The organism is Allobosea sp. 10N428 (assembly GCF_056394545.1).
The window spans coordinates 206,765-228,839 of the sequence record NZ_JBFTIC010000005.1 but is presented as its reverse complement, the minus strand read 5'-3'; the positions used below and the strand labels follow the sequence as shown (position 1 = coordinate 228,839).

The 22,075-nt window shown below is 67.2% G+C and carries 20 protein-coding genes; 7 read left to right on the top strand and 13 right to left on the bottom strand.

Annotated elements, in window-relative coordinates; translation table 11 throughout:
• Positions 1 to 40 precede the first annotated feature (40 nt).
• The 4 genes from AC1DDA_RS17525 to tlpA form a co-directional block, all read right to left on the bottom strand.
• A complete protein-coding gene (locus tag AC1DDA_RS17525; protein WP_476796678.1) occupies positions 41 to 289 on the bottom strand; it encodes a DUF1272 domain-containing protein in 249 nt (82 codons plus the stop codon).
• Positions 290 to 527: 238 nt separating this feature from the next.
• Entirely contained in the window at positions 528 to 2,258 is a 1,731-nt protein-coding gene (locus tag AC1DDA_RS17520; protein WP_476796820.1) for a carbamoyltransferase family protein, read from the bottom strand.
• A 78-nt stretch (positions 2,259 to 2,336) separates the two neighbouring features.
• Positions 2,337 to 3,323, bottom strand: coding sequence for a hypothetical protein (locus AC1DDA_RS17515; RefSeq protein ID WP_476796677.1), 987 nt, complete (start codon positions 3,321 to 3,323; stop codon positions 2,337 to 2,339).
• A gap of 93 nt (positions 3,324 to 3,416) precedes the next feature.
• Positions 3,417 to 4,046, bottom strand: coding sequence for a thiol:disulfide interchange protein TlpA (tlpA, locus tag AC1DDA_RS17510; RefSeq protein WP_476796676.1), 630 nt, complete (start codon positions 4,044 to 4,046; stop codon positions 3,417 to 3,419).
• A gap of 30 nt (positions 4,047 to 4,076) precedes the next feature.
• On the opposite strand from tlpA, the gene argH reads away from it, so the two are divergent.
• From argH to AC1DDA_RS17490, 4 genes are all read left to right on the top strand, one after another.
• Positions 4,077 to 5,459: an argininosuccinate lyase gene (argH, locus tag AC1DDA_RS17505; protein ID WP_476796675.1), complete on the top strand. Its 1,383-nt coding sequence runs from the start codon at positions 4,077 to 4,079 to the stop codon at positions 5,457 to 5,459.
• Between the two features lie 151 nt (positions 5,460 to 5,610).
• A complete protein-coding gene (gene lptM, locus AC1DDA_RS17500) occupies positions 5,611 to 5,874 on the top strand; it encodes an LPS translocon maturation chaperone LptM (protein WP_441510419.1) in 264 nt (87 codons plus the stop codon).
• A 144-nt stretch (positions 5,875 to 6,018) separates the two neighbouring features.
• On the top strand, positions 6,019 to 7,302 hold the full coding sequence (gene lysA / locus AC1DDA_RS17495; protein WP_476796674.1) for a diaminopimelate decarboxylase: 1,284 nt from the start codon (positions 6,019 to 6,021) through the stop codon (positions 7,300 to 7,302).
• A gap of 223 nt (positions 7,303 to 7,525) precedes the next feature.
• Positions 7,526 to 10,276, top strand: a complete 2,751-nt coding sequence (locus tag AC1DDA_RS17490) for a TIGR02302 family protein (protein WP_476796673.1) — start codon at positions 7,526 to 7,528, stop codon at positions 10,274 to 10,276.
• A gap of 225 nt (positions 10,277 to 10,501) precedes the next feature.
• Here the strand turns inward: AC1DDA_RS17490 and yddG are convergent, their stop codons facing one another.
• On the bottom strand, positions 10,502 to 11,359 hold the full coding sequence (gene yddG / locus AC1DDA_RS17485; RefSeq protein WP_476796672.1) for an aromatic amino acid exporter YddG: 858 nt from the start codon (positions 11,357 to 11,359) through the stop codon (positions 10,502 to 10,504).
• A 381-nt stretch (positions 11,360 to 11,740) separates the two neighbouring features.
• Here yddG and AC1DDA_RS17480 point away from each other — a divergent pair, with 381 nt between their 5' ends.
• Complete coding sequence (locus AC1DDA_RS17480) at positions 11,741 to 12,943, top strand: MFS transporter (protein ID WP_476796819.1); 1,203 nt, start codon at positions 11,741 to 11,743, stop codon at positions 12,941 to 12,943.
• A gap of 135 nt (positions 12,944 to 13,078) precedes the next feature.
• Entirely contained in the window at positions 13,079 to 14,317 is a 1,239-nt protein-coding gene (locus AC1DDA_RS17475; RefSeq protein ID WP_441510415.1) for an MFS transporter, read from the top strand.
• A gap of 70 nt (positions 14,318 to 14,387) precedes the next feature.
• On the opposite strand, the gene phbB is transcribed toward AC1DDA_RS17475, so the two are convergent.
• From phbB to AC1DDA_RS17460, 3 genes are read right to left on the bottom strand one after another with little or no spacing between them, the layout of a single operon-like run.
• Positions 14,388 to 15,113 carry an acetoacetyl-CoA reductase gene (gene phbB, locus AC1DDA_RS17470; RefSeq protein WP_441510711.1) on the bottom strand — a complete coding sequence of 242 codons (726 nt, stop codon included), beginning with the start codon at positions 15,111 to 15,113 and terminating at the stop codon, positions 14,388 to 14,390.
• A gap of 43 nt (positions 15,114 to 15,156) precedes the next feature.
• Positions 15,157 to 15,372: a DUF1737 domain-containing protein gene (locus tag AC1DDA_RS17465; RefSeq protein ID WP_476780248.1), complete on the bottom strand. Its 216-nt coding sequence runs from the start codon at positions 15,370 to 15,372 to the stop codon at positions 15,157 to 15,159.
• Positions 15,373 to 15,385: 13 nt separating this feature from the next.
• On the bottom strand, positions 15,386 to 16,564 hold the full coding sequence (locus AC1DDA_RS17460; protein ID WP_441510413.1) for an acetyl-CoA C-acetyltransferase: 1,179 nt from the start codon (positions 16,562 to 16,564) through the stop codon (positions 15,386 to 15,388).
• Positions 16,565 to 16,870: 306 nt separating this feature from the next.
• On the opposite strand from AC1DDA_RS17460, the gene phaR reads away from it, so the two are divergent.
• Complete coding sequence (gene phaR, locus AC1DDA_RS17455; protein WP_441510412.1) at positions 16,871 to 17,473, top strand: polyhydroxyalkanoate synthesis repressor PhaR; 603 nt, start codon at positions 16,871 to 16,873, stop codon at positions 17,471 to 17,473.
• 276 nt (positions 17,474 to 17,749) lie between these two features.
• Here phaR and AC1DDA_RS17450 read toward each other — a convergent pair whose 3' ends face one another.
• From AC1DDA_RS17450 to mtgA, 5 genes are all read right to left on the bottom strand, one after another.
• On the bottom strand, positions 17,750 to 18,193 hold the full coding sequence (locus tag AC1DDA_RS17450) for a DUF2721 domain-containing protein (protein ID WP_441510411.1): 444 nt from the start codon (positions 18,191 to 18,193) through the stop codon (positions 17,750 to 17,752).
• 49 nt (positions 18,194 to 18,242) lie between these two features.
• Positions 18,243 to 18,572 carry a hypothetical protein gene (locus AC1DDA_RS17445; RefSeq protein WP_476796671.1) on the bottom strand — a complete coding sequence of 110 codons (330 nt, stop codon included), beginning with the start codon at positions 18,570 to 18,572 and terminating at the stop codon, positions 18,243 to 18,245.
• 223 nt (positions 18,573 to 18,795) lie between these two features.
• Positions 18,796 to 20,490, bottom strand: coding sequence for an EAL domain-containing protein (locus AC1DDA_RS17440; protein WP_476796670.1), 1,695 nt, complete (start codon positions 20,488 to 20,490; stop codon positions 18,796 to 18,798).
• Positions 20,491 to 20,959: 469 nt separating this feature from the next.
• Positions 20,960 to 21,145 carry a 50S ribosomal protein L32 gene (gene rpmF / locus AC1DDA_RS17435; protein WP_054143317.1) on the bottom strand — a complete coding sequence of 62 codons (186 nt, stop codon included), beginning with the start codon at positions 21,143 to 21,145 and terminating at the stop codon, positions 20,960 to 20,962.
• Between the two features lie 150 nt (positions 21,146 to 21,295).
• A complete protein-coding gene (gene mtgA / locus AC1DDA_RS17430) occupies positions 21,296 to 21,964 on the bottom strand; it encodes a monofunctional biosynthetic peptidoglycan transglycosylase (protein WP_476796669.1) in 669 nt (222 codons plus the stop codon).
• Between the last annotated feature and the right edge of the window lie 111 nt (positions 21,965 to 22,075).

Genomic DNA, 22,075 nt, shown 5'->3' with positions numbered 1-22,075 from the left:
TACCATGCGCTCCATCTTCGCGCCAATCCGGGCTCTCAGCTCAAGCCGCCGCGCATTGCGGGTGCGGCTTGCGGACGCGCTCGGTCGAGGCCGGGTATTTCTCAAGCATCCGTTCCGGCCTAATCGGCCGGCGTACGAGGTCGCCGCCGCAATTCGGGCAGGTGCCGGCGAAGCGCGTCTCGGCGCAATCGGCGCAGAATGTGCATTCAAAGGTGCAGATCAGGGCCTCGCGCGATTGCGGCGGCAGGTCGCGGTCGCAGCATTCACAGTTAGGGCGCAGTTGCAGCATGGCGTCATCTCCTTCCGATCGGCCGGGAGAATGACCGCAAACAGGGACGAAACCAGCGATTTCGCGTGATCCGACCGATCAATGGCGCGGATCGATGAGGCTGGCCGTCATACTCGGGCGAAGCGAAGCGCAGACCCGAGAATCGCCTGCAGGATAAGGCGCCCCTTACGGCCAGAGATGCTCGGGTCAAGCCCGATCATGACGGCATGCCATGTCCGTGGCGGGCGGGGCCCGGCCTTCACTTCACCAGCAGCCAATCCTCGATTACCAGCGCGTCGAGCCCGCTGGTGTAGAACATCAGGATCGCATCCTCCGTCGTGTGCAGGATCGGCTTGCCCATGATGTTGAAGGAGGTGTTGAGGACCACCGGCACCCCGGTCAGCTGGTGGAAGGCCGAGATCAAGGCGTGGTAGCGCGGATTGCGCTCAGGCGTGACGCTCTGGAGGCGGCCGGTCGCGTCCTCATGCACCACGGCAGGGACGCGCCGGCGCACCGCTTCCTTCCAGACGAGCGTGCGCTCCATATAGGGCGCGTCCTGATAGTTCTCGAACCAGTCGGCGGCGTGCTCGGCGAGGATCGAGGGCGCGAAGGGCCGGAAGGCCTCGCGGTACTTCACCTTGGCGTTGAGGATGTCCTTGGCGTCGGCCGGGCGGGGATCGGCGATGATCGAGCGGTTGCCGAGCGCACGCGGCCCGAATTCGGCACGGCCCTGCACCCAGCCGATCAGCTTGCCCTCGGTCAGCAGTTTCGCCGTGACCGGCGCGATCTCTTCGGGCTGGAGCTTGCGCAGCCGCGTCTCCCAGAGCTGCATGCGCTCGAAGGGTTCGGTCGAGACGCCTGAGCCCAGATAGGGGGTGAGCGGGCCCTTCGGCGCACGCCAGTCCGGATTCGTCTCGGCATGGGCGAGCCATGCGGCGCCGATGGCATTGCCGTCATCGGCCGGGGCAGAGGGCACGAAGACGGTGCTGAAGCCGTGGCGACCGGCGATCTTGCCGTTGAAGGAGGAGTTGAGCGCGCAGCCGCCGGCCAGGACGAGGTTCTCGCTCGGCACCAGCGCTGCAGCTTCCCCGAGCAACGCCTCCATCATCTCGGCGAAGACGTCCTGCCCGCAGCGGGCGAGATCGGCCCAGCCCTGATCGAGTGCGTCGGCCGGGCGCCTCGCCAGGATTTCGGCCGCAACCGCCTGCACGACATCGGCCTTGGCGAAGGAGAGCTTGTGGCCCTCGATCAGGTAGAGCTTGCGCAGCAGCGCCATCAGCTCCGGGTCGGTCTTGCCATACGGGGCTAGCCCCATGATCTTCCATTCCTCGCCCTTGGCCTGGTCGAAGCCGGCGAGGTCGGTGACGAGCCCGAAATAGAAGCCGATCGATTCCCGGCCGCGATGGCGCTTCACCTCGCGAAGCCGGCCGTTCTCCAGCGCGAAGATGGCGGAGGCCCCGGTCTCGCCCATGCCGTCGACGACGAGGCAGGCGGCACTGTCGAAGGGCGAGGACCAGCAGGCATAGGCGGCGTGGCTGAGATGGTGGCCGTAGCGCTTCAGGCCGCTGACATTGGCCTTGCCATGGGCGCGGTCGAGCCCCAGCAGCACGCCCATGCCGGCGCGCTGCTGGGCGTGATGGAGCGAGGTGATCAGAGCGCGCTCGGTGCGCTCGGGCACGAGCGAGCGGTTGAGCTCCGGCGAGAGCTTGAGCAGCGCATCGAGGGTGAAGGAGCCGGCGCGTGCCATCTGGTCGAGAAAGCCGGTGAAGTCCTCGCTCCAGCTGGTGGCGATGGTGACTTCGGCGTCCTTCGGGATGTAGCGCTTCAGCAGCCCCTCCATGCGCAGCGCCGAGTCGGGCTCGCAATTGGGCGCGCGCTTGTATTGCAGGTAACGCTCGGTCGCCTCGGCGAAGAGCACTTCGCCGCCGGGGCCGATGATCGCGATGGCGGGATCGTGGAAGGTGGTGGCGAGGCCGATGGTATAGCGCATGGACATGCCTTTACCCGTGCCGGGGCACGGCGCCAATCGGGTCGGAGCCGCTGGGAGAGGCCCGTAGCTGGCGAATGGCTACTTTGGCGTAAAGGCGATGCTCGCCGCCGTCTGGTCGATGGCCGGCTGAAGTTTCGGCATCTCGCTTTCGTCGGCCATCACGATCAGGCGGACGAAGCGTCCGTCCGGCCCTATGGCGAGATATTGCGCGAAGGCCTTGTCGACTCCGCCGGGATGTTTGAAGCGGCCCGTGAGCGCCATGCCGTCGGCGCCGGCAAAGGGCACGCGGTTGCGTTCCATGATGGTGGCGTTTTCGAGGTTATGGGTGCTCTTGAGCAGCGTCTCGGACAATTCCTGCTCCTGGCCGGGCTTCGCCGGCCCCGAAGCCTGATAGGCGACGACCATCAATGGCTGGGTCCCGGCAGGATCGGTGTTCTTGTCGCCGACAGTCATCATGACCCCGGAGCCGCCGATGGTGTCGATCACGCGGAACGGCGCGCCGGCCTTGATGGCGAAGGGCAGGGCGGCGAGCTTGTCGTCGAGCGAGGGCTCCTTGCCGAGAGAGACGGAGGCGAGCATGGCCTTCACCGCGGCAGGGGCGAGCTTGGCCTTCTGCGGAGCCTGCACCGTCAGCATCACGGTCTTTTCGCCCTTGTACAGGGCGATCCATTTGTCGAACCGGTCGCCGGTGGGAGCGATCTGCGTGCCGGTGAGCAACGGCACCTTCTCGCCCCCGACATCGATCCGGGCCGCGGACGTGATGGTGATGTTCTGCCGGGCAAAATTCGCCTTGGCCATGTCGGCATTGCCGAACAGGGGCGAAAGTTGCGGATAGGCCTCGGGCGGGAGCTCGACGATCAGAACGGTTGCCTGGGTCGCCTTGTTCATCAGCCCCGCGAAGCCGGTCGCGGGCTCAAAACCCTTCGGCACGGCAAGCGAGACGCTGGTGCCGGCGACGGGCCTGCGCTCCTGGGCGCCGGCCGGTCCCGCCGCCAGCAGCACGAAGGCGATGGCGACAGCTCCCAATCCGCCGAAGCGTCCCGCGCGGAATCGGTCAGTCGACATGGTTCGTCCTTCTCGTGCTCGATCTCGTCCGCAACAGAACGCCGCAATGCGACGAGAGTTCGTCAACATGCTGCGATTGCGGCGACGTTGCGGTCAGGGCTTGCCGATCGCGGCCTTCATCAGCGCCTTCGAATCGGCGCTCGCCCAGTCGGCCGGGCCCTGGATGATGCCGAGTTCGCAGCCGGATTTGTCGACGATGATGCTGACGGGCATGCCCTCGACCTTGTGGGCGGCGCGCAGCGCCTGGAAGGTCGCTGCCTGCGGGTCGCCATAGAAGGGCAGGTTGGTGACCTTGTTCTCCGCGAGCCAGCTCTTTGGCTTGTCGAGATTGCGCGTGTCGATGTTGATCGCAACGACGGCGAAATCCAGCCCGCCCATCTCCTTCTGCAGGGTGTCGAGCGCGGGCATTTCCTTCAGGCAGGGCGCGCACCAGGTAGCCCAGAGATTGACCAGCAGCGTCTTGCCCTTCAATGCCGCGAGCGTCATCGGCTGGCCGTCCGGTCCGGCGAAGGCGAGCTCCGGCGCCGGCTGCGGGCGGGTGCGCAGCTCGACCGCGGCGACCTCGCCCTTCACCGAAGGCTTCATGCGCTCGGCGGTGGTGCGTGCCGCGCTGCATGATCCGTTGCCGGCATCGCCCGTGACGGAGTAGAAGGCGGCCACGCCAGCGAGGCCGAGCACCGCCACGACCCCGAGGGCCAGTCCGATCTTTTTTTCAGACGTCATCGTGCGTCCTCAAAAGCAGGAAAGACCGTCGTGAGCAATCGCATGTGGGGTGGGCGTTTCGCCACAGGTCCAGGCGCCATCATGGAGGAGATCAACGCCTCCATCGATTTCGACAAGAAGCTCTGGCGCCAGGATATCCGTGGTTCGCTCGCCCATGCGGCCATGCTGGCCGAGACCGGCATCCTGACGAAGGACGATGTCGCGACCATCATCGCCGGCCTCAAGCAGGTCGAAGGCGAGATCGAGAGCGGCGCCTTCACGTTTTCGCGTGCGCTCGAAGACGTCCACATGAACGTCGAGTCCAACCTCAAGGACAAGATCGGCGCCGCAGCCGGCCGGCTGCACACCGCCCGGTCGCGCAACGATCAGGTCGCAACCGACATGCGGCTGTGGGTGCGCGACACGCTCGACGAGATCGACGGCCAGATGGCCGATTTGCAGCAGGCGCTCGCCGAGAAGGCCGACAGCTATGCCGGCGCGGTGATGCCGGGCTTCACCCATCTGCAATCGGCGCAGCCGGTTACCTTCGGCCATCATCTCCTGGCCTATGTCGAGATGCTCGGCCGCGACCGTGGCCGTGTCCGCGATGCCCGTGCGCGCCTCAACGAATGCCCGCTCGGTGCGGCGGCGCTCGCCGGCACCTCCTTCCCGATCGACCGCCACATGACGGCGAAGGCGCTCGGCTTCGACCGCCCGACGGCGAACTCGCTCGATTCGGTCTCGGATCGCGATTTCGTGCTGGAGACGCTTTCGACGGCCTCGATCTGTGCCATGCACCTCTCGCGGCTTGCCGAGGAGATCGTGCTCTGGGCGACGCCGCAATTCGGCTTCGTCAAGCTCTCGGACGCCTTCTCGACGGGGTCCTCGATCATGCCGCAGAAGCGCAACCCCGATGCGGCCGAGCTGGTGCGCGGCAAGGCAGGACGCGTCTTCGGGGCGTTGCAGGCGCTGCTGACCATGATGAAGGGCCTGCCGCTCAGCTATTCCAAGGACATGCAGGAGGACAAGGAAGGCACTTTCGACGCCCTCCAGACGCTGTCGCTCTGCCTCGCCGCGATGGCCGGCATGATCCGCGACATGCAGCCCGACCTCAAGGCGATGAAGAAGGCGGCGGGTTTCGGCTACGCCACCGCGACGGATCTCGCCGACTGGCTGGTGCGCGTGCTGAAGATGCCGTTCCGCGACGCGCATCATGTCACCGGCCGGCTCGTCGGAATCGCTTCGGAGAAGAAGGTTGGGCTGGAGAAGCTCTCGCTCGCCGAGATGCAGGCGGTGGAGCCGAAGATCACCGAGGCCGTCTTCGCCGTTCTCGGCGTCGACCAGTCGGTCAAGAGCCGCGTGAGCTATGGCGGCACGGCGCCCGCCAATGTCCGCAAGCAGGCGCGGCGCTGGCTGAAGCAGCTCGCGAAGTAGCGCGTCATGCTCGGGCTTGACCCGAGCATCCCTTGCAGGGGATTCTCGGGTCGGCACTGCGCTTGCCCGAGAATGACGCTTCCGGAAGCCTCGCGCTGCGCCGCATCCTCCGCTACTGTCCCGCCACGCTTCGTTCCGAGGGTTCGCTTTCGTGCTTGATTCCCGCCTGAAATTCGGCCGCACCCTGCTGGTCGTCGGCCTGCTGGCCGTTGCACTCGCCGCCTGCGGGCGAAAGGGGCCGCTCGAGGCGCCGCCGAATGCGACGGGCGCGCTCGATCTGCCCGACGATCAGGTCGGCGCCCAGGAGAACGATGTTTCCTCCTACGGTTCGGCCTCGGTGCTGGCGAAGCCGGTCAAGGCCAACAAGGCGATCGTCGTGCCGAACAAGCCGTTCATCCTCGATCCGCTGATGTAACGATCATTTTTGCTGCCGCGTCGGTTTCGCGCGTCATGCTCGGGCTAGACCCGGGCATCTCCTGAGAGAGATTCTCGAGCCTGCGTCTCGCTGCGCCCGAGAATGACGGCGGGTGCACCGCGTCTATCATTGCGAGCTTAACCCATGCATCATTTCGCCTATCGCGACGGCTCGCTCCATGCCGAGGGCGTCGATCTCAAGCGCATCGCCGACGAGGTCGGCACGCCCGTCTACGTCTATTCCACCGCGACGATCGAACGGCACTACAAGCTCTTCGCAGCGGCGATGAAGAAGAACGCCGGCAAGACCCATGTCTTCTACGCCATGAAGGCCAACGGCAATCTCGGCGTGCTGAAGACGCTGGGCGCGCTCGGCGCCGGCATCGACACGGTCTCCGAAGGCGAGGTGCGCAAGGCGCTCGCTGCCGGCATCCCGCCGGAGAAGATCGTGTTCTCGGGCGTCGGCAAGAGTGAGCAGGAGCTGCGCTTCGCGGTCGAGGCCGGGCTCTACCAGATCAATATCGAGAGCGAGAGCGAGCTCGACCTGCTGTCCAAGGTCGCGGCTTCGCTCGGCAAGCGGCAGGAGGCCGTGTTCCGGGTCAATCCCGATATCGGCGCCGGCGGCCATGCCAAGATCACGACCGGATCGTCGGAAAACAAGTTCGGCGTCTCCTTCGAGGAGGTCGGCCGGCTCTATGCGCGGGCGGCCAACATGCCGGGCGTGCGGATCATGGGTCTTGCCGTTCATATCGGCAGCCAGATCCGCGAGATCGATGCCTTCGAAGCGGCTTATTCCAAGATGGTCGCGCTGGTCGGCTCGTTGCAGGGAGAGGGCCATCGCGTCGACCGGCTCGACCTCGGCGGCGGGCTCGGCATCCCCTACGACATCCCGAAGACCTTCGACTATGGGCCGGGGCTGATCGACGCCTATGCCGAGATGGTTGGCAGGGTGACGAAGGGCCTCGATGTGGAGCTCGGCTTCGAGCCGGGCCGCCTGATCGTCGGCAATGCCGGCGTGCTGCTGACCCGGGTGCTGCATCTCAATCCGCGCCCGACCAAGCAGTTCCTCGTCGTCGACGCGGCGATGAACGACCTCGTCCGGCCGGCGATGTACGAGGCCTATCACGAGATCTGGCCGGTGACGGAGCCTGAGATCGGCGGCCCCGAGGTTGCCTATGACGTCGTCGGGCCGATCTGCGAATCCGGCGACACCTTCACGGCCGGCCGGGTCCTGCCGCAACTCGGGCGGAACGATCTCATCGCCTTCATGACGGCCGGCGCCTACGGCGCCTCGATGTCTTCGACCTACAACCAGCGGCTGCTGATCGCCGAGGTCATGGTCAAGGGCGACGACTATGCCGTGACTCGGCCGCGCCAGAGCTATGAAGACCTGATCGGAACCGACCGGCTGCCCGGCTGGTTTGCGTAGATCCGTGCGTCATTCTCGGGCTTGACCCGAGAATCTCATGACCAGCGGGCTCTGGTTTCGGAGATGCTCGGGTCAAGCCCGAGCATGACGGCGTGTGCGTCCGTTCACGAAACGTCGAGCGTGGTGCAAAGACCGTCTTCGCACTGGCAATGCCACATTCCCGTGTTAGCCTGACCCGGTCAGGCAAGTTCAGACAGGAATGGGAGCCGCCCGGAGCGATGGCATGAGCGAGGCAGAGCGCCGCAAGGCGCCCGATACGATCGACGGCATCCGGCAGCGGCTTCGCCGTCTCGCGCTCGCCTCGCGGGTCTCGCTCGGCTGGGAGCGGCTCTGGCCGCGGCTGTGGCTGACGCTCGCCGTCCTCCTCGCCTTTCTCGCCGTATCCTGGTTCGGGCTGTGGACGCATTTGCCCTGGTATGGGCGGCTCATCGGCGTGCTCGCCTTCACTGCGGCGCTGATCGGCAGCCTCTGGCATGTCGCGCGGCTCGTCCTGCCGACACATCGCGATGCGCTCACGCGGCTCGATCGTTCCTTCGCCGGGGGCCACCGTCCGGCCTCGGCGCTGGAGGACAGCCTCGCCGTCGGCTCGGCCGACCCGGTGTCGCAGGCCCTGTGGAAGCTGCATGTCGAGCGCCAGAGTCGGCAAGTCGCGGCCCTCAAGGTCGCGCCGCCGCAGCCGCGCATGGCCGGGCACGACAAGCTGGCGCTGCGCGCCGTGCCGCTGCTCGCCGCCATAACCGCCTTCTTCGTCGCCGGCCCCGAGGCGACGCAGCGCATCTCCGCCGCCTTCGACTGGAAGGGCCCACCGGGCAGCGCGCCCTCGACGCGCATCGATGCCTGGATCGACCCGCCGGCCTATACCCGCCTGCCGCCGATCCTGATCGATTTCAACAAGCTCGCCAGCCCCAATCTCAGCGCTCCCGAGAAGTCGGTCATCGTCGTGCGCATCGCCGGCAAGACCAATATGGACGTTGCCACGACAGGGCGGCTCGAGCTCCTCAAGCCGGAGGCGAAGGAGGGCGAGGGCGGGGATGCCCAGCCCAAGGGTTCGCAGGCGAAGGATGCGGCCCCGGCGAAGGCGGCCCCGTCCGGGGCGCCGCAGCAGGCGGTGCTGGAGAAGCGCTTCACGCTCGCCGGAAACGGCACGCTGAAGCTCACCGGCAGCGGCGCGCCCGGCGCGACGCTCCACATCACCTCTATTGCCGACCAGCCGCCGACCATCGCCTTCACCGACCCGCCGAAGCCTGTGACCGGCGCGCAGTCGGGCGGCCTCGCCATCACCTACAAGGCCAAGGACGACTATGGCATCGCCTCGATCGAGGCGACGGTCTCGCGCCCTGATCCGACTGCGGCCGGGCGTTCGCTGGTCGAGCCGCCGAAGCAGAACCTCGCCGTGCCGCCGCCCTCCGCCGCCGAAGAGGAGATGAAGAGCACGGTCGATTTCTCGGCCCACCCCTGGGCCGGCGCGAAGGTCCGCATGGTGCTGATCGCCAAGGACGAGGCCGGCCAGGAAGGGCGGACCGAGCCGATCGAGGTCTTGCTGCCGCAGCGCACCTTCACCAAGCCGCTGGCCAAGGCGCTGGTGGAGCAGCGGCGCAAGCTCGTCATGAACGTCGAGGACCGTTCCAAGGTGCAGCTCGCCATGGACGCGCTGATGATCGAGCCCGACCTCTTCATGAAGGAGACGGGCGTCTATCTCGGCATGCGCATGCTGGGCGAGCGGCTGCGCCGGTCCGGCAGCGACGATGAATTGCGCGAGGTTTCCGAGCTGATGTGGGCGATGGCGCTGCAGCTCGAGGACGGCGACATGTCCGATGCCGAGCGGGCGCTGCGGCAGGCGCAGGAGAACCTGCAGCAGGCGCTGGAGCGCGGCGCCTCCGAGGAGGAGATCAAGAAGCTGACCGACGAGATGCGCCGGGCCATGGACAATTTCATGCGCCAGCTCGCCGAACAGATGATGCGCCAGCAGCAACAGAACGGCGACCAGAACCAGGCGCAGCTGCCGGAGAATTTCCGCACGGTGACGCCGCGCGATCTGCAGAACATGCTCGACCGCATCGAGGAACTCTCCAAGCGCGGCGACATGGCCGAGGCGCAGCGCCTGATGGAGCAGCTCAACCAGATGCTCAACAATCTGCAGATGGCGCGCCCTGGCCAGCGCGATCCGCGCCAGAACCAGATGAACCAGGCGCTGGGCGATCTCGACAGGATGACGCGCGACCAGCAGAACCTGCGCGACGAGACCTATCAGAACGAACAGCGCAGGCAGGGCCAGGGCCAGACCCAGCGCGGCCAGCGCCCCGGGCAGCAGCAGGCGCGGCCGGGCCAGCGTGGCCAGCAGGGACAACAGGGCCAGCAAGGACAACGCGGCCAGCGTGGCCAGCAACCCGGCCAGCAGCCGGGCGAGCAGGGTGAGGATGGCGAAGGCGGCGAGGGCATGCAGGGCCAGAACGGCCAGGGGCAGGGCCTCTCCCAGCGCCAGCAGGCCCTGCGCGAGCGGCTGCAGGATCTGCAGCGGCGGATGCGCGGCATGGGCGCGCCGCAGAACGGAGAACTCGGCGAGGCCGAGGACGCGATGCGCGATGCCGAGCAGCAGCTCGGTCAGGGACAGGGCGAGGGCGCGCTCGATGCGCAGGGCCGCGCGCTCGATGCGTTGCGCCGCGGCGGCCAGAATCTCGCCCAGCAGATGCAGGGACAGCCCGGTGAGGGCGAAGGCGAGGGACAGGCCTATGGCGAGCCGGACGGACGCCAGCAGGGCCGCCCTTCGGCGCAGCAGCGCGGCAGCGAGGATCCGCTCGGCCGGCCGCAGCGCCAGCGCGACTGGGCCGATGGCCGCGTCAAGGTGCCCGGCGCCGACGAGAGCGCGACCCAGCGGGCGCGGCGCATCCTCGAAGAGCTGCGCAAGCGCCTGGGCGATCCGCTGCGGCCTGCCGAGGAACTGGATTACCTGGAGCGGCTGCTCCGGCGGAATTGAGCCGGGCAGCGCGCTGTCATTCCGAGGCCTCGCGTAGCGAAGAGCCGGGAATCCATGAACACCACATCGGCCGTCATGGTCGGGCTTGTCCCGACCATCCACGCCTTCCTTCATGGAGTGCGGAGTTCAAGACGCAGATGCTCGCCACAAGGGCGAGCATGACGGCACCTGGATCAGCCCCGTGGTCATGGATTCCGGGCTCAGACCTGCCCGGGAACGACGATTTCAAGCCTTCTTGCCCCCGCTGCTCGCCACCAGCGCGCCCACCACGATGAGCGCGCAGGAGGCTCCGAGCAGCCAGCTCGCCGGGGCATAGCCGAAGAGCACGAGGATCAGCGTCGACAGCACCGGCGCGGCATAGGAGGCAACGGCGAGCAGGGCGACGTCGCCCTGCTTCATGCCGATGTCCCAGACGACGAAGGCAAGCCCGATCGAGCCCAATCCAAGGCCGAGCACGCCGGCCCATTCCGTCGCCGTCAGCGACCAGAGCGTAGTCTCGAAAGCAAAATGCACGGCGAGCGCCGGCACGGCGCAGCCCAGCATGGTGACGCACAGACTCTCCGAAGGCACGCTCGCGAAGCGCCGCGAGGCCACCGAATAGCTCGCCCAGACGAAGGCGCCGAGCGCCGCGAGAACATGGCCGAGCGCGATCCCGCCGCCCGTTCCGAGTCCGCCGGAGACCAGAAGCGCGGTCGCGACGAGGCCGATGAGCGCGCCGATGAGGTGGCGAGGCTTCAGGCCACCGCCCGGCAGCAGCGCCGCGAAGAGCACGATCAGCAGCGGCCAGAGATAGTGGATCAGGTTCGCCTCGGCCGGAGGGGCGTTCTTCACCGCCGCGTAGTACAGGGCGGTATCGCCGAACGGGCCGTAAAGTCCCAGGGCGAAGGAGGCGGGCGTCGGCCGGATGCGGGAGAGCTCGCCGCGCAAGGCGGTGATCGCGAGGATCAGCAGCCCGCCGATGACGAAGGTCATCGCCACAAGCTGGAACGGCGGAACGCGCCCCGACATTGCCGTGAAGAGAGCGAGCGTCGACCAGAGCAGGATCGCGCAGAAGCCGATGAGGGTGGCGGTGCGGGAGGTCATGGGAGGAGCCGGGCTTCGAACAAGGCGGCGGTAGCAGATTTGTTGCACCTTGCCGATGGGTCGGCGCCAGGCGGTGTGCAGTGAGCGCGGGGGAACTCTCTCCCGGCGGTAGAAGTCACGGGAGGAGGCGGCCGTTGGACGATTGGTTCTGACCTTGCCGCCGCGCCGCCGAAATGGAGCGCTCTATCGGTCCGATGGCCAAAGCCTCAGCCCTTACTCCGCTCCTGACAGAAAAGGGGTTCCCCCGGTTTACCTTGGGAAAGGCGCATGCGAATGATGCGTTCTGCTGCGCCGCAGCATGGCTTCGGTGCCATGGGCGCCATGTTCCTGGCGCCGTGCCGGGGCGTTGACCGCGTCGGCAAGGAGGATCATTCCTCGAAAATGACCTCGATCCCGCTGCAATCCGTCACTCGCCGTCCGTTGATGCCGGTTCTGGCCGCGCTAAGCGTCGCACATCTGCTCAACGATCTCGTCCAGTCGATGATCCCGGCGCTCTACCCGCTGATCAAGGACGCCTATCAGCTCGATTTCGTGCAGATCGGCCTGATCACGCTCGCCTTCCAGGTGACCTCTTCGCTGCTGCAGCCGCTGCTCGGTTATGTCACCGACCGCAGGCCCTGGCCCTATGCGATGGTCGCCGGCATGTGCGCGACGCTGTCGGGGCTGCTGCTGCTCTCCTTCGCTCACAGCTACGGCGTCGTGCTGATCGGCGCGGCGATGATCGGCCTGGGCTCGGCCGTGTTCCATCCCGAGGCCACGCGGATGGCACGCCACGCTGCCGCCGGACGGCAGGGGCTGGCGCAGGGCGTCTTCCAGGTCGGCGGCCATGTCGGCTACGCCATCGGCCCGCTGCTGGCTGCAATGATCGTGGTGCCGCGCGGCCAGGAGAGCCTGTCCTGGTTCTCGGGCGTCGTGCTGGTGGCGATGCTGGTGATGGGCTGGCTCGGCTCGCGCTATTCGGCGATGCGGCGCGAGCAGAAGGCATCCCCGGTGCATGCCGAGGAGATCGCGAGCCATGGCCTGCCGCATGGGCGCGTGCTGCTGGCGATGGCGGTGCTGGTCGTCCTGCTGATCTCGAAGAACGGCTATACCGCCGCCTTCACCTCCTACTACACCTTCTATCTGATCGAGCGCTTCGGCATCACGCTGCAGCTCTCGCAGATCATGCTGTTCCTCTATCTCGTCGTCGGTGCGGCGGGCGTCATCCTCGGCGGCATGATCGGCGACCGCATCGGCCGCGACCGGGTGATCTGGCTGTCGATTCTCGGCTCGCTGCCCTTCGCGCTGATCCTGCCCTATGCCGATCTGTTCTGGACGGGCGTGCTCAGCGTCATCATCAGCTTCGTCATGGCGAGCGCCTTCTCGGCGATCCTGATCTACGCGATCGACCTCGTGCCGCACCGCGTCGGCCTGGTCGGCGGGCTGTTCTACGGCCTGTCCTTCGGGCTGGGCGGCATCGCCGCGGCCGGCATCGGCGCGCTCGCCGACCAGATCGGCATCATCCAGGTGTTCAAGATTTGCGCCTGGCTGCCGGCAGTGGGCCTGCTGACCTTCCTGCTGCCGAAGGGCAAGCGCCAGGGCTGAGCGGCGCGGCTCGGTGTCGAACGTTTTGCAGGGCCGCCGGCATTCCCGGCGGCCCTGACGCATTGAGCCCACATTCGGCCGCTAGCCCTCTTTGCATCCGGCCGATTGCTGCGGCCGCTGCGGAGAGGTTGGCCGATGCTGGTTCAGATCGGAACACTGATCGCCGCGACGAGCCTGGTGCAGCTCGCGAACGGCTTCTTCAACACCTTCCTGTCCTTGCGCGTGACGCTCGAGGATTTCGGCCCGGCCGCGACCGGCATCGTGCTCAGCGCCTATTTCATCGGCTTCACCATCGGCGCCGTGACCAGCGGCGGAGTGATCCAGCGCGTCGGCCATATCCGCGCCTATACGGCCTTCGCCGGCCTCGTGGTCGTGGCGACCGCGCTGATGCCGCTCTGGACCTCGGCGCTGGTCTGGGCGGGCTGCCGGGTGGTGATCGGGATCGGCTGCGTCGGGCTCTTCGTCACCACCGAGAGCTGGCTGAACGCCAAGGCGGTGCCGGACCAGCGCGGTCGCGTCTTCTCGACCTATATGGTCGGCACCTTCCTGGCGCTGGCGATCGGCCAACTCGCCATCGCCGGCCTCACGATCCAATCTGCCGGCGCGTTCCAGGTCATCATCGCGCTCTTCGCGCTCGCGCTGGTCATGGTCAGCACGACGCGGGCGGAGGCGCCGGGCCTCGTGCCGGAAGCGACGCTGCGCTATGGCGAGCTGACGCGGCAGGCGCCGATTTCCGTGATCGGCTGCGTCGTCAGCGGCATCATCACCAGCTCCTTCTATGCGCTGGTGCCGGCCTGGATGCTCAGCAACGGCGTGCAGCAGCAGACCATCGCGCTGTTCATGCTGGTTGCCGTGCTCGGCGGGCTGGCGCTGCAGGTCCCGGTCGGGCGCCTGTCGGACCGCAACGACCGCCGCCTCGTGCTGGCGGGGCTGGCCGTCGGTTATGCGGCGGCCGTCGTGCTGCTGCTGGCGATGCCGCGTTCGCTTGCGACGGTGCTGCCGGTCGCGGCGCTGCTCGGCGGCTTCATGTCGACGCTCTATCCCGTTTGTGTCGCCCATGCGCTGGACCGGATGCCGGCGGACCGCGTCGTGGCGGTGAGCGGGCGGCTCATCCTGGTCAGCGGCTTCGGTTCGGCGCTCGGGCCCATGATCGGCGCCGGCATCATGGCGCGCTTCGACATCGACGGGCTGCTCTACTTCATGGCCGCGATCGCGCTGGCGCTCGCCGCCTTCGCTGGTTTGCGCATGCGGATGCGCGAGGCGCCGGACAAGGTCGAACGGCCGTTCGAGGTCATCGATCCGCTCAACCCACCGATCGCGCAGGAGCCGGAGGCGACCGAGATCGACGGCACGCCGCGCCCCGTCATGGCTTGATTGATAAGCAGGACCGCCGCCCGCTGCCGGGCGGCGGTCCTAAACTATTGATAGAGCACGCGTGCTCCGGTCAGGCCATGAACTGGCCGCCATTGGCCGAGAGAGTGGAACCGGTGATGAAGCCGGCATCGTCGCTGGCCAGGAACACCACCGCCCGCGCGATCTCCTCGGGCTCGCCGAGGCGCCCGACCGGGATATGCGGCAGGATCGACTTCTCGATCACGGCCGGATCGATCGCCTTCACCATCTCGGTGGCGATATAGCCGGGGCAGATCGCGTTTACCGTGATGCCGGCCCGCGCGCCTTCCTGCGCCAGCGCCTTGACGAAGCCGATGTCGCCGGCCTTGGCGGCGGAGTAGTTGACCTGGCCCATCTGGCCCTTCTGGCCGTTGATCGACGAGATGCAGATGACGCGGCCGAACTTGCGCGCGCGCATGCCCTCCCAGACCGGGCGGGTCATGTTGAAGAGCGAGTTGAGATTGGTGTTGATGACGGCGTCCCACTGATCCTTGGTCATCTTGTGGAACATGCCATCGCGCGTGATGCCGGCATTGTTGACGAGCACGTCGACAGGGCCGAGATCGGCCTCGACCTTGGCGATGCCGGCGACGCAGGAATCGTAGTCCGAAACGTCCCATTTATAGGTCTTGATGCCGGTCTCGGCGGAGAACTTGGCCGCTGCCTCGTCATTGCCGGCATAGCTCGCCGCCACATTGTAGCCGGCCGCCTTCAGGCCTTTCGAGATCGCAGCGCCGATGCCGCGCGAGCCCCCCGTAACCAGCGCCACTTTCGTCATAGCCATTCTCCCTCTTTGTGAAGACCTGCGCGGCTTGCTGCCGTCATTGTTCGGACAGTTTCAGGGTGGGCGAGTACGGCTCGTCCACATCCTTGATAATGGCCTGGCCGCAGATGACGCGGCCTTGCGTTGGGTCAAAGGTGAGCGTCGGCTGGCCGAAGAGAGACCAGCCCTGGCTCAAGGCCTCGCTGACCCGATGACAGAACGAGGCGTCATCGGGGCCGGTGAGATAGCGATAGAGCGTCGTGCGCTTCGCCATCGGCAGGTGCTTCTCAGCGCTCGACCGCCATGGCGACGCCCATGCCGCCGCCGATGCAGAGCGTGGCGAGGCCCTTCTTGGCGTCGCGCTTGGCCATCTCGTGCAGCAGCGTCACCAGCACGCGCGCGCCGGAGGCGCCGATCGGATGGCCGATCGCGATGGCGCCGCCATTGACGTTGACGATGTCGGGGTTCCAGCCGAGGTCCTTGTTCACAGCCAGAGCCTGCGCGGCGAAGGCCTCGTTGGCCTCGACGAGATCGAGGTCGCCGACCTTCCAGCCCGCCTTCTCGAGCGCCTTGCGGGTCGAGGGGATCGGGCCGGTGCCCATGATCGCCGGGTCGACGCCGGCGGTCGCCCAGGAGGCGATGCGGGCGAGCGGCGTCAGGCCGCGGCGGGCCGCTTCCTTGGCGGTCATGATGACGAGAGCGGCGGCGCCGTCATTGATGCCGGAGGCGTTGCCGGCGGTCACCGTGCCGTCCTTGGAGAAGGCGGGCTTGAGCTTGGCCATGGCCTCCAGCGTGGCGCCATGGCGCGGATACTCGTCGCTGTCGACGACGATGTCGCCCTTGCGCGTCGAGATGGTGAAGGGGACGATCTCGTCCTTGAAGCGGCCGGCCTTCTGGGCGGCCTCGGCCTTGTTCTGCGAGGCGACGGCGAAGCGGTCCTGCTCCTCGCGGCTGATCTGGTACTTGGTCGCGACGTTCTCGGCGGTCGTGCCCATATGGTAGCCGTGGAAGGCGTCCCAGAGCCCGTCCTTGATCATGGTGTCGACGAACTTGACGTCGCCCATCTTGGTGCCGTTGCGCAGATAGGAAGCATGCGGCGCCAGCGACATCGATTCCATGCCGCCCGCGACGATGATGTCGGCGTCGCCATTGGCGATCTGCTGGAGGCCGATGGCGACGGTGCGAAGGCCTGAGCCGCAGAGCTGGTTGAGGCCCCAGGCGGTCTTCTCCTGCGGGATGCCGGCGGCCATGGCGGCCTGGCGGGCCGGGTTCTGGCCCTGGCCGGCGGCGAGCACCTGGCCGAGGACGACCTCGTCGACCTCGCCGCCCTCGACCTTGGCGCGCTTCAGCGCTTCCTTGATCGCGGCGGCGCCGAGCTCATGGGCGGGGGTGTTGGCGAAGGCACCGTTGAAGGCGCCGACCGCCGTGCGCGCAGCGCCGACGATCACGATATCCGAATCTGCCATGAGAGGGTCCTCACTTGTTGTTGCTGCTGCACCGCTCCCGCCGATGCACCATTCCCCGCCACCTTCGAAGCCTGTTGCGACGCCGTCAAGACGGGTGAGCAGCGAATTCGAGACCGCGACGGCGCGTGCGTGGTTGTGGGGAGGCGACGAAAGTCGCAGACCGCGCCTCACTTCCGACAGATTTTTGCGGCGCGCGCTCAAAGAGCTTGCGGTGCAGCACCGACAGTCTATCGTCGGGGCAGGGAGACCGCTCCGCCGAGCATGCCGGAATCAACCGTGGCCGCGGAACAACGTCAAGTAGGACCGATGGCTAGCGAAAAAGAACCAACCGTCATCAAGAAATACGCCAACCGGCGTCTCTACCACACAGGTACCAGCTCCTACGTCACCTTGGAGGATCTCGCCGGTCTGGTGCGCGCGGGCGAGGATTTCGCCGTCTACGACGCCAAGTCCGGGGAGGACATCACGCGTTCGGTGCTGGCGCAGATCATCTTCGACGAGGAAGCCAAGGACGGGCAGAACCTACTGCCGATCGCTTTCCTGCGGCAGCTCATCCGCTTCTATGGCGACAGCATGCAGGCGCTGGTGCCGCGCTACCTAGAATTCTCGATGGACAATTTTACCCAGGACCAGAACAAGTTCCGCGAGCAGATGGCCAAGGCCTTCGGTGGGACGGCGTTCGGCGGCAATGCGCTCGACGCCATCCAGGCGCAGACGCGTGCGAACATGCAGATGTTCACCGAAGCGTTCCGGCTGTTCAACCCGTTCACCGCGGCGGCCCAGGCCCGTCAGGAGGCCGAAGGCGCGAAGCCGGCCGCCGCCCAGTCCGGCGGGAACGAGATCACCGATCTCAAGCGCGAGCTCAACGAGATGCGCGAGCGTCTCGACAAGCTGTCCCGTACGCGCTGAGCCGCTTCGGACGAATTTGAGCCGCGCCCTCGCAGGAGAGGGCGCGGCTTTTCATTGCCCAATGAGGATCGATGCGGCGGGTGCCCCGGCAGGGCGGAATCTGACATCGGCGAAAGCTGGCCGTCAGGCCTGACGCGCGCGACGCTCTGACGTTGGGAGATTTCCGGCAAGCAGACCTTCGCCGCCGGGCTCCAGGCCGGCCTTAGCAGGCCTTTCGCTTGCAGTTCTCCAGAGGCCCTTCCGCGGGGTTTGCACGCCGATCCAAGCGGCCTTCATTCACGCGCGCAGGTCGTTGTCGTGAAGCGCAATGCGAGCCTCGCGCGCGAGATCGATGAGAGAGGCACAGAACATCAGCAGGGCCGCGATGAACAGGAGCGCGACGCCATATTCATGGGCGAAGTGCAGAAATGCACTGATGAAGGCGACGATGATGATCAGCGCCGTCAATATTGCCGACACGATGGCGCAAAACAACGCTCTGTTCAAAAGCGCGGCCCGGTGTCTCAGGCGAGGCAGGTCGGCTCGGAGGAAGGATTTCGAGGAATCGCTTTCGGGGATGGAATGGATGAACTGCGAGCGGTCGATCACGCGGTTGATCCGGACCATCAGCAACGAGATGAAAGCGGCCACGGCGCCCAGCAGGAATGCCGGGGCCGCGACATTGGCGATGATGCGGCCGAGCTGATCGATCGAAGGCGTTACCGGCAGCAGTTCCGTCATGCTTTGCACGTTGCGACCACCGGTGGACCGATCGGCGAAGATGGGGCGCCTATTGCAGCGGCTCGATTTTCGCCGCCATGTCGGGGGCGAAGCTCACCCGGTACGTCGCGTTGCCGCATTTGAGAATCCACACCGCATGGTCCGGCCTGGAGCGCTCCGCGTCTCGCGTCGCGTTAAGCGCCTTGTCGCACGCAAAACCCTGCGTGCGGATTTGCGCGGCGATCATTTCCGGCGGCAGGTCTTCGGCTGCCTGTGCCGCCGGAAACACCCAGCCCGATGCGCTTCCGGTCGTGCCCGGGCCCGCGGCCAACGCGAAACCGACGGCGCTGAGGCCGGCGATCCAGCAGGCCCAAACTGGCAATGTACCGCGATGCTCCATATTGCCTCCAGTTCTACGGGTGCCGATTGGCCGGAATGGTGATTGTGGCCGCCGGAGAACCCGGCGGCGCGTGATCGGCTGCGCCTGCTGCGCGGACGCCGCAACCGGCGCCGTCGATGTCGAAAACAGGGCGGGGATAATCGCACGGAGGCTCATCTGATGACCTCTCTGCAAAGGTGCGCAAGCGCGCGAATACTGCCATCGGGGGGTACATATCGCAACGTCAGCCGGCCGCGAGCTTCCGGCGCTGTGCCTGCTGCACCGGCGCATGCAGCTCGGCACGGCCGACGAGGTGCCCTTGCAGATAGGTCACGCCCCAGTCACGCAGCATGGCGGCCTGCATCTCGTCGTCGACCCATTCCGCCACCGTCTCGACGCCGAGATGGCCGGCGAGATCGATGAGCGTGCGGACATAGAAGCGGTCGTCGGTCGAACGCCGCAGATTCTGCGTGAAGGCGCCGTCGATCTTCAGGATGTCGATCGGGAAAGCGCGCAGATGGCGCAGCGAGGTGTGACCGGCGCCGAAATCGTCGATGGCGATGCGCGCGCCCTGCGCCTTGATGCCTCCGAGCAGCTTCGCCACCCGCATCGGGTTCTCGATCGTCGCGGTCTCCGTGACCTCGACGATCAGGCGTGAAGCTTCGCTTCTGGCGGCAGCCGTGCAGGCCACGAAGGCGTCGAACCATTCCGGATCGGTCAGCGAGCGGGGAGAGACGTTGACCGACAGCACCAGGGCGGGGTCGTCGCACAGCATGTCCATGGCGAGCTCGAGCACGCGATGGTCGAACAGCCGTACGAGGCCGCGCCGTTCCAGCATGGGGATCAGCTCGGCCGAGGAGAAGTAGAGCCCGGTCTCGTCCTGGCCGACCCGCAGCAGCGCCTCGTGGAAGGCCGGTTCGCGCGAGCCGGCCCTGACCACGGGCTGCAGGGCGAGCTGCACGCGCCTCTCGTTCAGGGCCGCGATGGCCTGCACGTCGAAGCCGATCTGGTCGGACGCCGCTTCGCGGCGCGGGCGCGGCTTGGCGGTGACGGCGGTGTCGATGGCGCCGGCGCGGGCTGCGGCCAGGGCGCCCTCGGCCGCGGTCAGCAGCGAGCCGGCATGGGTTCCCAGCTCCGGCGCGCTGGCGGCGCCGACGCGCAGGCGCACGAGCGCGATGCCGCGCGCGGTCTCGATCGCCGATTGGGCGACGATCTTGATGAAGCGCCGCGCGGCCGATTCGATCTGGTCCTGCGGGCAGCCGACCAGCAGGATCGCGAAACTGTTGCCGGCGTAGCGGACGAGATGGTCCCGCCGGCGCGTGACCGAGCGCAGCCGCTCATGCACGGTGCTGATGATCTCGTCGGTCGCCTCATGGCCGAAATCGTCGTTCAGACGCGCGAGCTCGTCGATCGCCGCCACCAGGATCACGACGGGGCGCTCGGCCGGCGGCTGCTCCTTGAGCGCCGCGTCGATACGCTCCAGCAGGGCTGGGCGGTCGCAGAGTTCGTTGCCGAGGCGCTCCAGCTCGTCGGCCCGCGCGGCACGCTCGAGCCGGAGGATGCCGCGCGCGCGCGCCGGGCGGCCATCAGTGCCGGCGAACCAGCGGCCGGTATCCTCGGCCCACATCTTGCGGCCGGCGAGGTCGACGGCATAGCGGGTGCGATAGATCACGCCGTCGCCCTGGTCGCGCTCGCTCGAGCCGAAGATCGCATCATAGCGGCTCGGGCCGCTGCCGGGCTCGACGAGGCCGGCGAAGGCGAGGCCGCGCGCCAGCGTCGGTGCCGGGATCGGGCCCAGGACCTCGGCGACATTCGGGCCCCAGGTGAGCGCGTCGCTCTGGACGTCCCAGCCGTAAACCACTTCGCCGATCGAGGAGAGGATGCTGCGGGGGTCGACCGGGCCGCCGTTCTGGAAGCTGAAGATCGAAGGGGTGGGCATCGCTCGGCCTCAGAGGGATGGCCACGCAGCGCCGTCCTGGTGCTTCGTCGCCCGTCCGGATGGTAGGAAGTGCCTCGAAACGATGCGGCAATTTTGATTAACGCGCCGTTAAGGCTGGCCACCGGATTGCAGCTTGCACGCCGTCACATTGAGTTTGTGCCGGAGTGAGACATGGTGGAGGCCCGAGTTTGGCCGGGGCGCGATGCAGCCCATGTCGAGTCATCTGCGCTGCTGCTGCTGCAGGCTGCCGCAGCGCGGGCGGAGATCGGCCCTTTCGCGCGCAAGGGGATAACGACCCCGCAATCAGCCGCCGGGTGCTACCGGGCAGCGGCGCAACTGCTGCCGAGGGGCCGGCTGCCGCGGCCGCGCACGTCTCCCCGGGGCTGACGGAAAGCGCGCAAAGAAAAAACCGGCCTCACGGCCGGTTCGCATTGATCGTCGCTGGTGCGGCATCGCTGCCGCATCCGGCTCAGGCCTCGGTCTTGACCTTGAGGACCTGACGGCCGCGATACATGCCGCTCTTCAGGTCGACATGGTGCGGACGGCGCAGCTCGCCCGAGTTCTTGTCCTCGATATAGGTGGGCTGCTTCAGCGCGTCGGCCGAGCGGCGCATGCCACGCTTCGACGGCGACGTCTTTCTCTTCGGAACGGCCATTGTACTCTCCATCGTGCCACCGTTCGGACGCAGGCCATAAGGCCACGCCTCCGCCACGGCGACGGATCAATCTCATGAGGCGTTGCCCATACACCGCCGGGGCAGCGATGGCTAGTGCAGAATCCGGATTTCTTCGGAATGACGGCGGGATCAGTCGGGAAGCGCGCAATCTCCGAGCGATCCCAGCTGCCCGAGCCGGCGCTGCGCGCGCGCGGCGGCCGATTGCAGCCCCCGGTTCGGCCGCCCCGGATCGCGCAGCAAGGGATTCGGCAGCGCCGCCGCCAGGCGCRCAGCTTCGGCTGGGCTGAGTCGTGCGGCGGATTTGCCGAAATAGCGCTGCGCGGCGGCCTCGGCCCCGAACAGGCCATGGCCCCATTCGGCGACGTTGAGATAGACCTCGATCACCCGCTGCTTGCCCCAGGCGAAGTCGATCGCCAGCGCCAGCGGAATCTCCAGCCCCTTGCGGATATAGGAGCGGCCGGGCCAGAGGAAGACGTTCTTCGCGGTCTGCATGGTCAGCGTCGAGGCCCCGCGGCTGGGGCCGTCCTCATCCTCCAGAACGGCGTTGAGCTCGATCCAGTCGACGCCGCGATGGCTGCAGAAGCGCTGGTCCTCGGCGGCGATGACGGCCCGGATCAGATTGGGAGATATCTGCGCCAGCGGCACCCATTCGCGTTCGACGGGGCGCAGCGTCAGCCAGCGAGCCAGCATCAGCGTCGAGGGCACGGGCACGACCCGGTAGAGCAGGATTGCCACGGCGAGGAGAAGGAGCAGCCAGCAGGCGAGCCTGACGCAAAGGCCGATGAACCTGCCCAGCACGTTGCTTCGCCCTCCTCGCCGGTCGATCGGCCGATCCGTGATGTCCTGCGTCATGGCGGCGCAGCTTGACGATGCCGCCATCGTCCGGCAAGGCCCCCGTCCCGGCAGCGA

Bases quoted from the DNA above. Each gene is read 5' to 3' on its own strand.
- AC1DDA_RS17525 (WP_476796678.1), bottom strand. From the start codon at position 289: ATGCTGCAACTGCGCCCTAACTGTGAATGCTGCGACCGCGACCTGCCG.
- AC1DDA_RS17520 (WP_476796820.1), bottom strand. From the start codon at position 2,258: ATGCGCTATACCATCGGCCTCGCCACCACCTTCCACGATCCCGCCATC.
- AC1DDA_RS17515 (WP_476796677.1), bottom strand. From the start codon at position 3,323: ATGTCGACTGACCGATTCCGCGCGGGACGCTTCGGCGGATTGGGAGCT.
- tlpA (WP_476796676.1), bottom strand. From the start codon at position 4,046: ATGACGTCTGAAAAAAAGATCGGACTGGCCCTCGGGGTCGTGGCGGTG.
- lysA (WP_476796674.1), top strand. From the start codon at position 6,019: ATGCATCATTTCGCCTATCGCGACGGCTCGCTCCATGCCGAGGGCGTC.
- AC1DDA_RS17490 (WP_476796673.1), top strand. From the start codon at position 7,526: ATGAGCGAGGCAGAGCGCCGCAAGGCGCCCGATACGATCGACGGCATC.
- yddG (WP_476796672.1), bottom strand. From the start codon at position 11,359: ATGACCTCCCGCACCGCCACCCTCATCGGCTTCTGCGCGATCCTGCTC.
- AC1DDA_RS17480 (WP_476796819.1), top strand. From the start codon at position 11,741: ATGACCTCGATCCCGCTGCAATCCGTCACTCGCCGTCCGTTGATGCCG.
- AC1DDA_RS17475 (WP_441510415.1), top strand. From the start codon at position 13,079: ATGCTGGTTCAGATCGGAACACTGATCGCCGCGACGAGCCTGGTGCAG.
- phbB (WP_441510711.1), bottom strand. From the start codon at position 15,113: ATGACGAAAGTGGCGCTGGTTACGGGGGGCTCGCGCGGCATCGGCGCT.
- AC1DDA_RS17465 (WP_476780248.1), bottom strand. From the start codon at position 15,372: ATGGCGAAGCGCACGACGCTCTATCGCTATCTCACCGGCCCCGATGAC.
- AC1DDA_RS17460 (WP_441510413.1), bottom strand. From the start codon at position 16,564: ATGGCAGATTCGGATATCGTGATCGTCGGCGCTGCGCGCACGGCGGTC.
- phaR (WP_441510412.1), top strand. From the start codon at position 16,871: ATGGCTAGCGAAAAAGAACCAACCGTCATCAAGAAATACGCCAACCGG.
- AC1DDA_RS17450 (WP_441510411.1), bottom strand. From the start codon at position 18,193: ATGACGGAACTGCTGCCGGTAACGCCTTCGATCGATCAGCTCGGCCGC.
- AC1DDA_RS17445 (WP_476796671.1), bottom strand. From the start codon at position 18,572: ATGGAGCATCGCGGTACATTGCCAGTTTGGGCCTGCTGGATCGCCGGC.
- AC1DDA_RS17440 (WP_476796670.1), bottom strand. From the start codon at position 20,490: ATGCCCACCCCTTCGATCTTCAGCTTCCAGAACGGCGGCCCGGTCGAC.
- rpmF (WP_054143317.1), bottom strand. From the start codon at position 21,145: ATGGCCGTTCCGAAGAGAAAGACGTCGCCGTCGAAGCGTGGCATGCGC.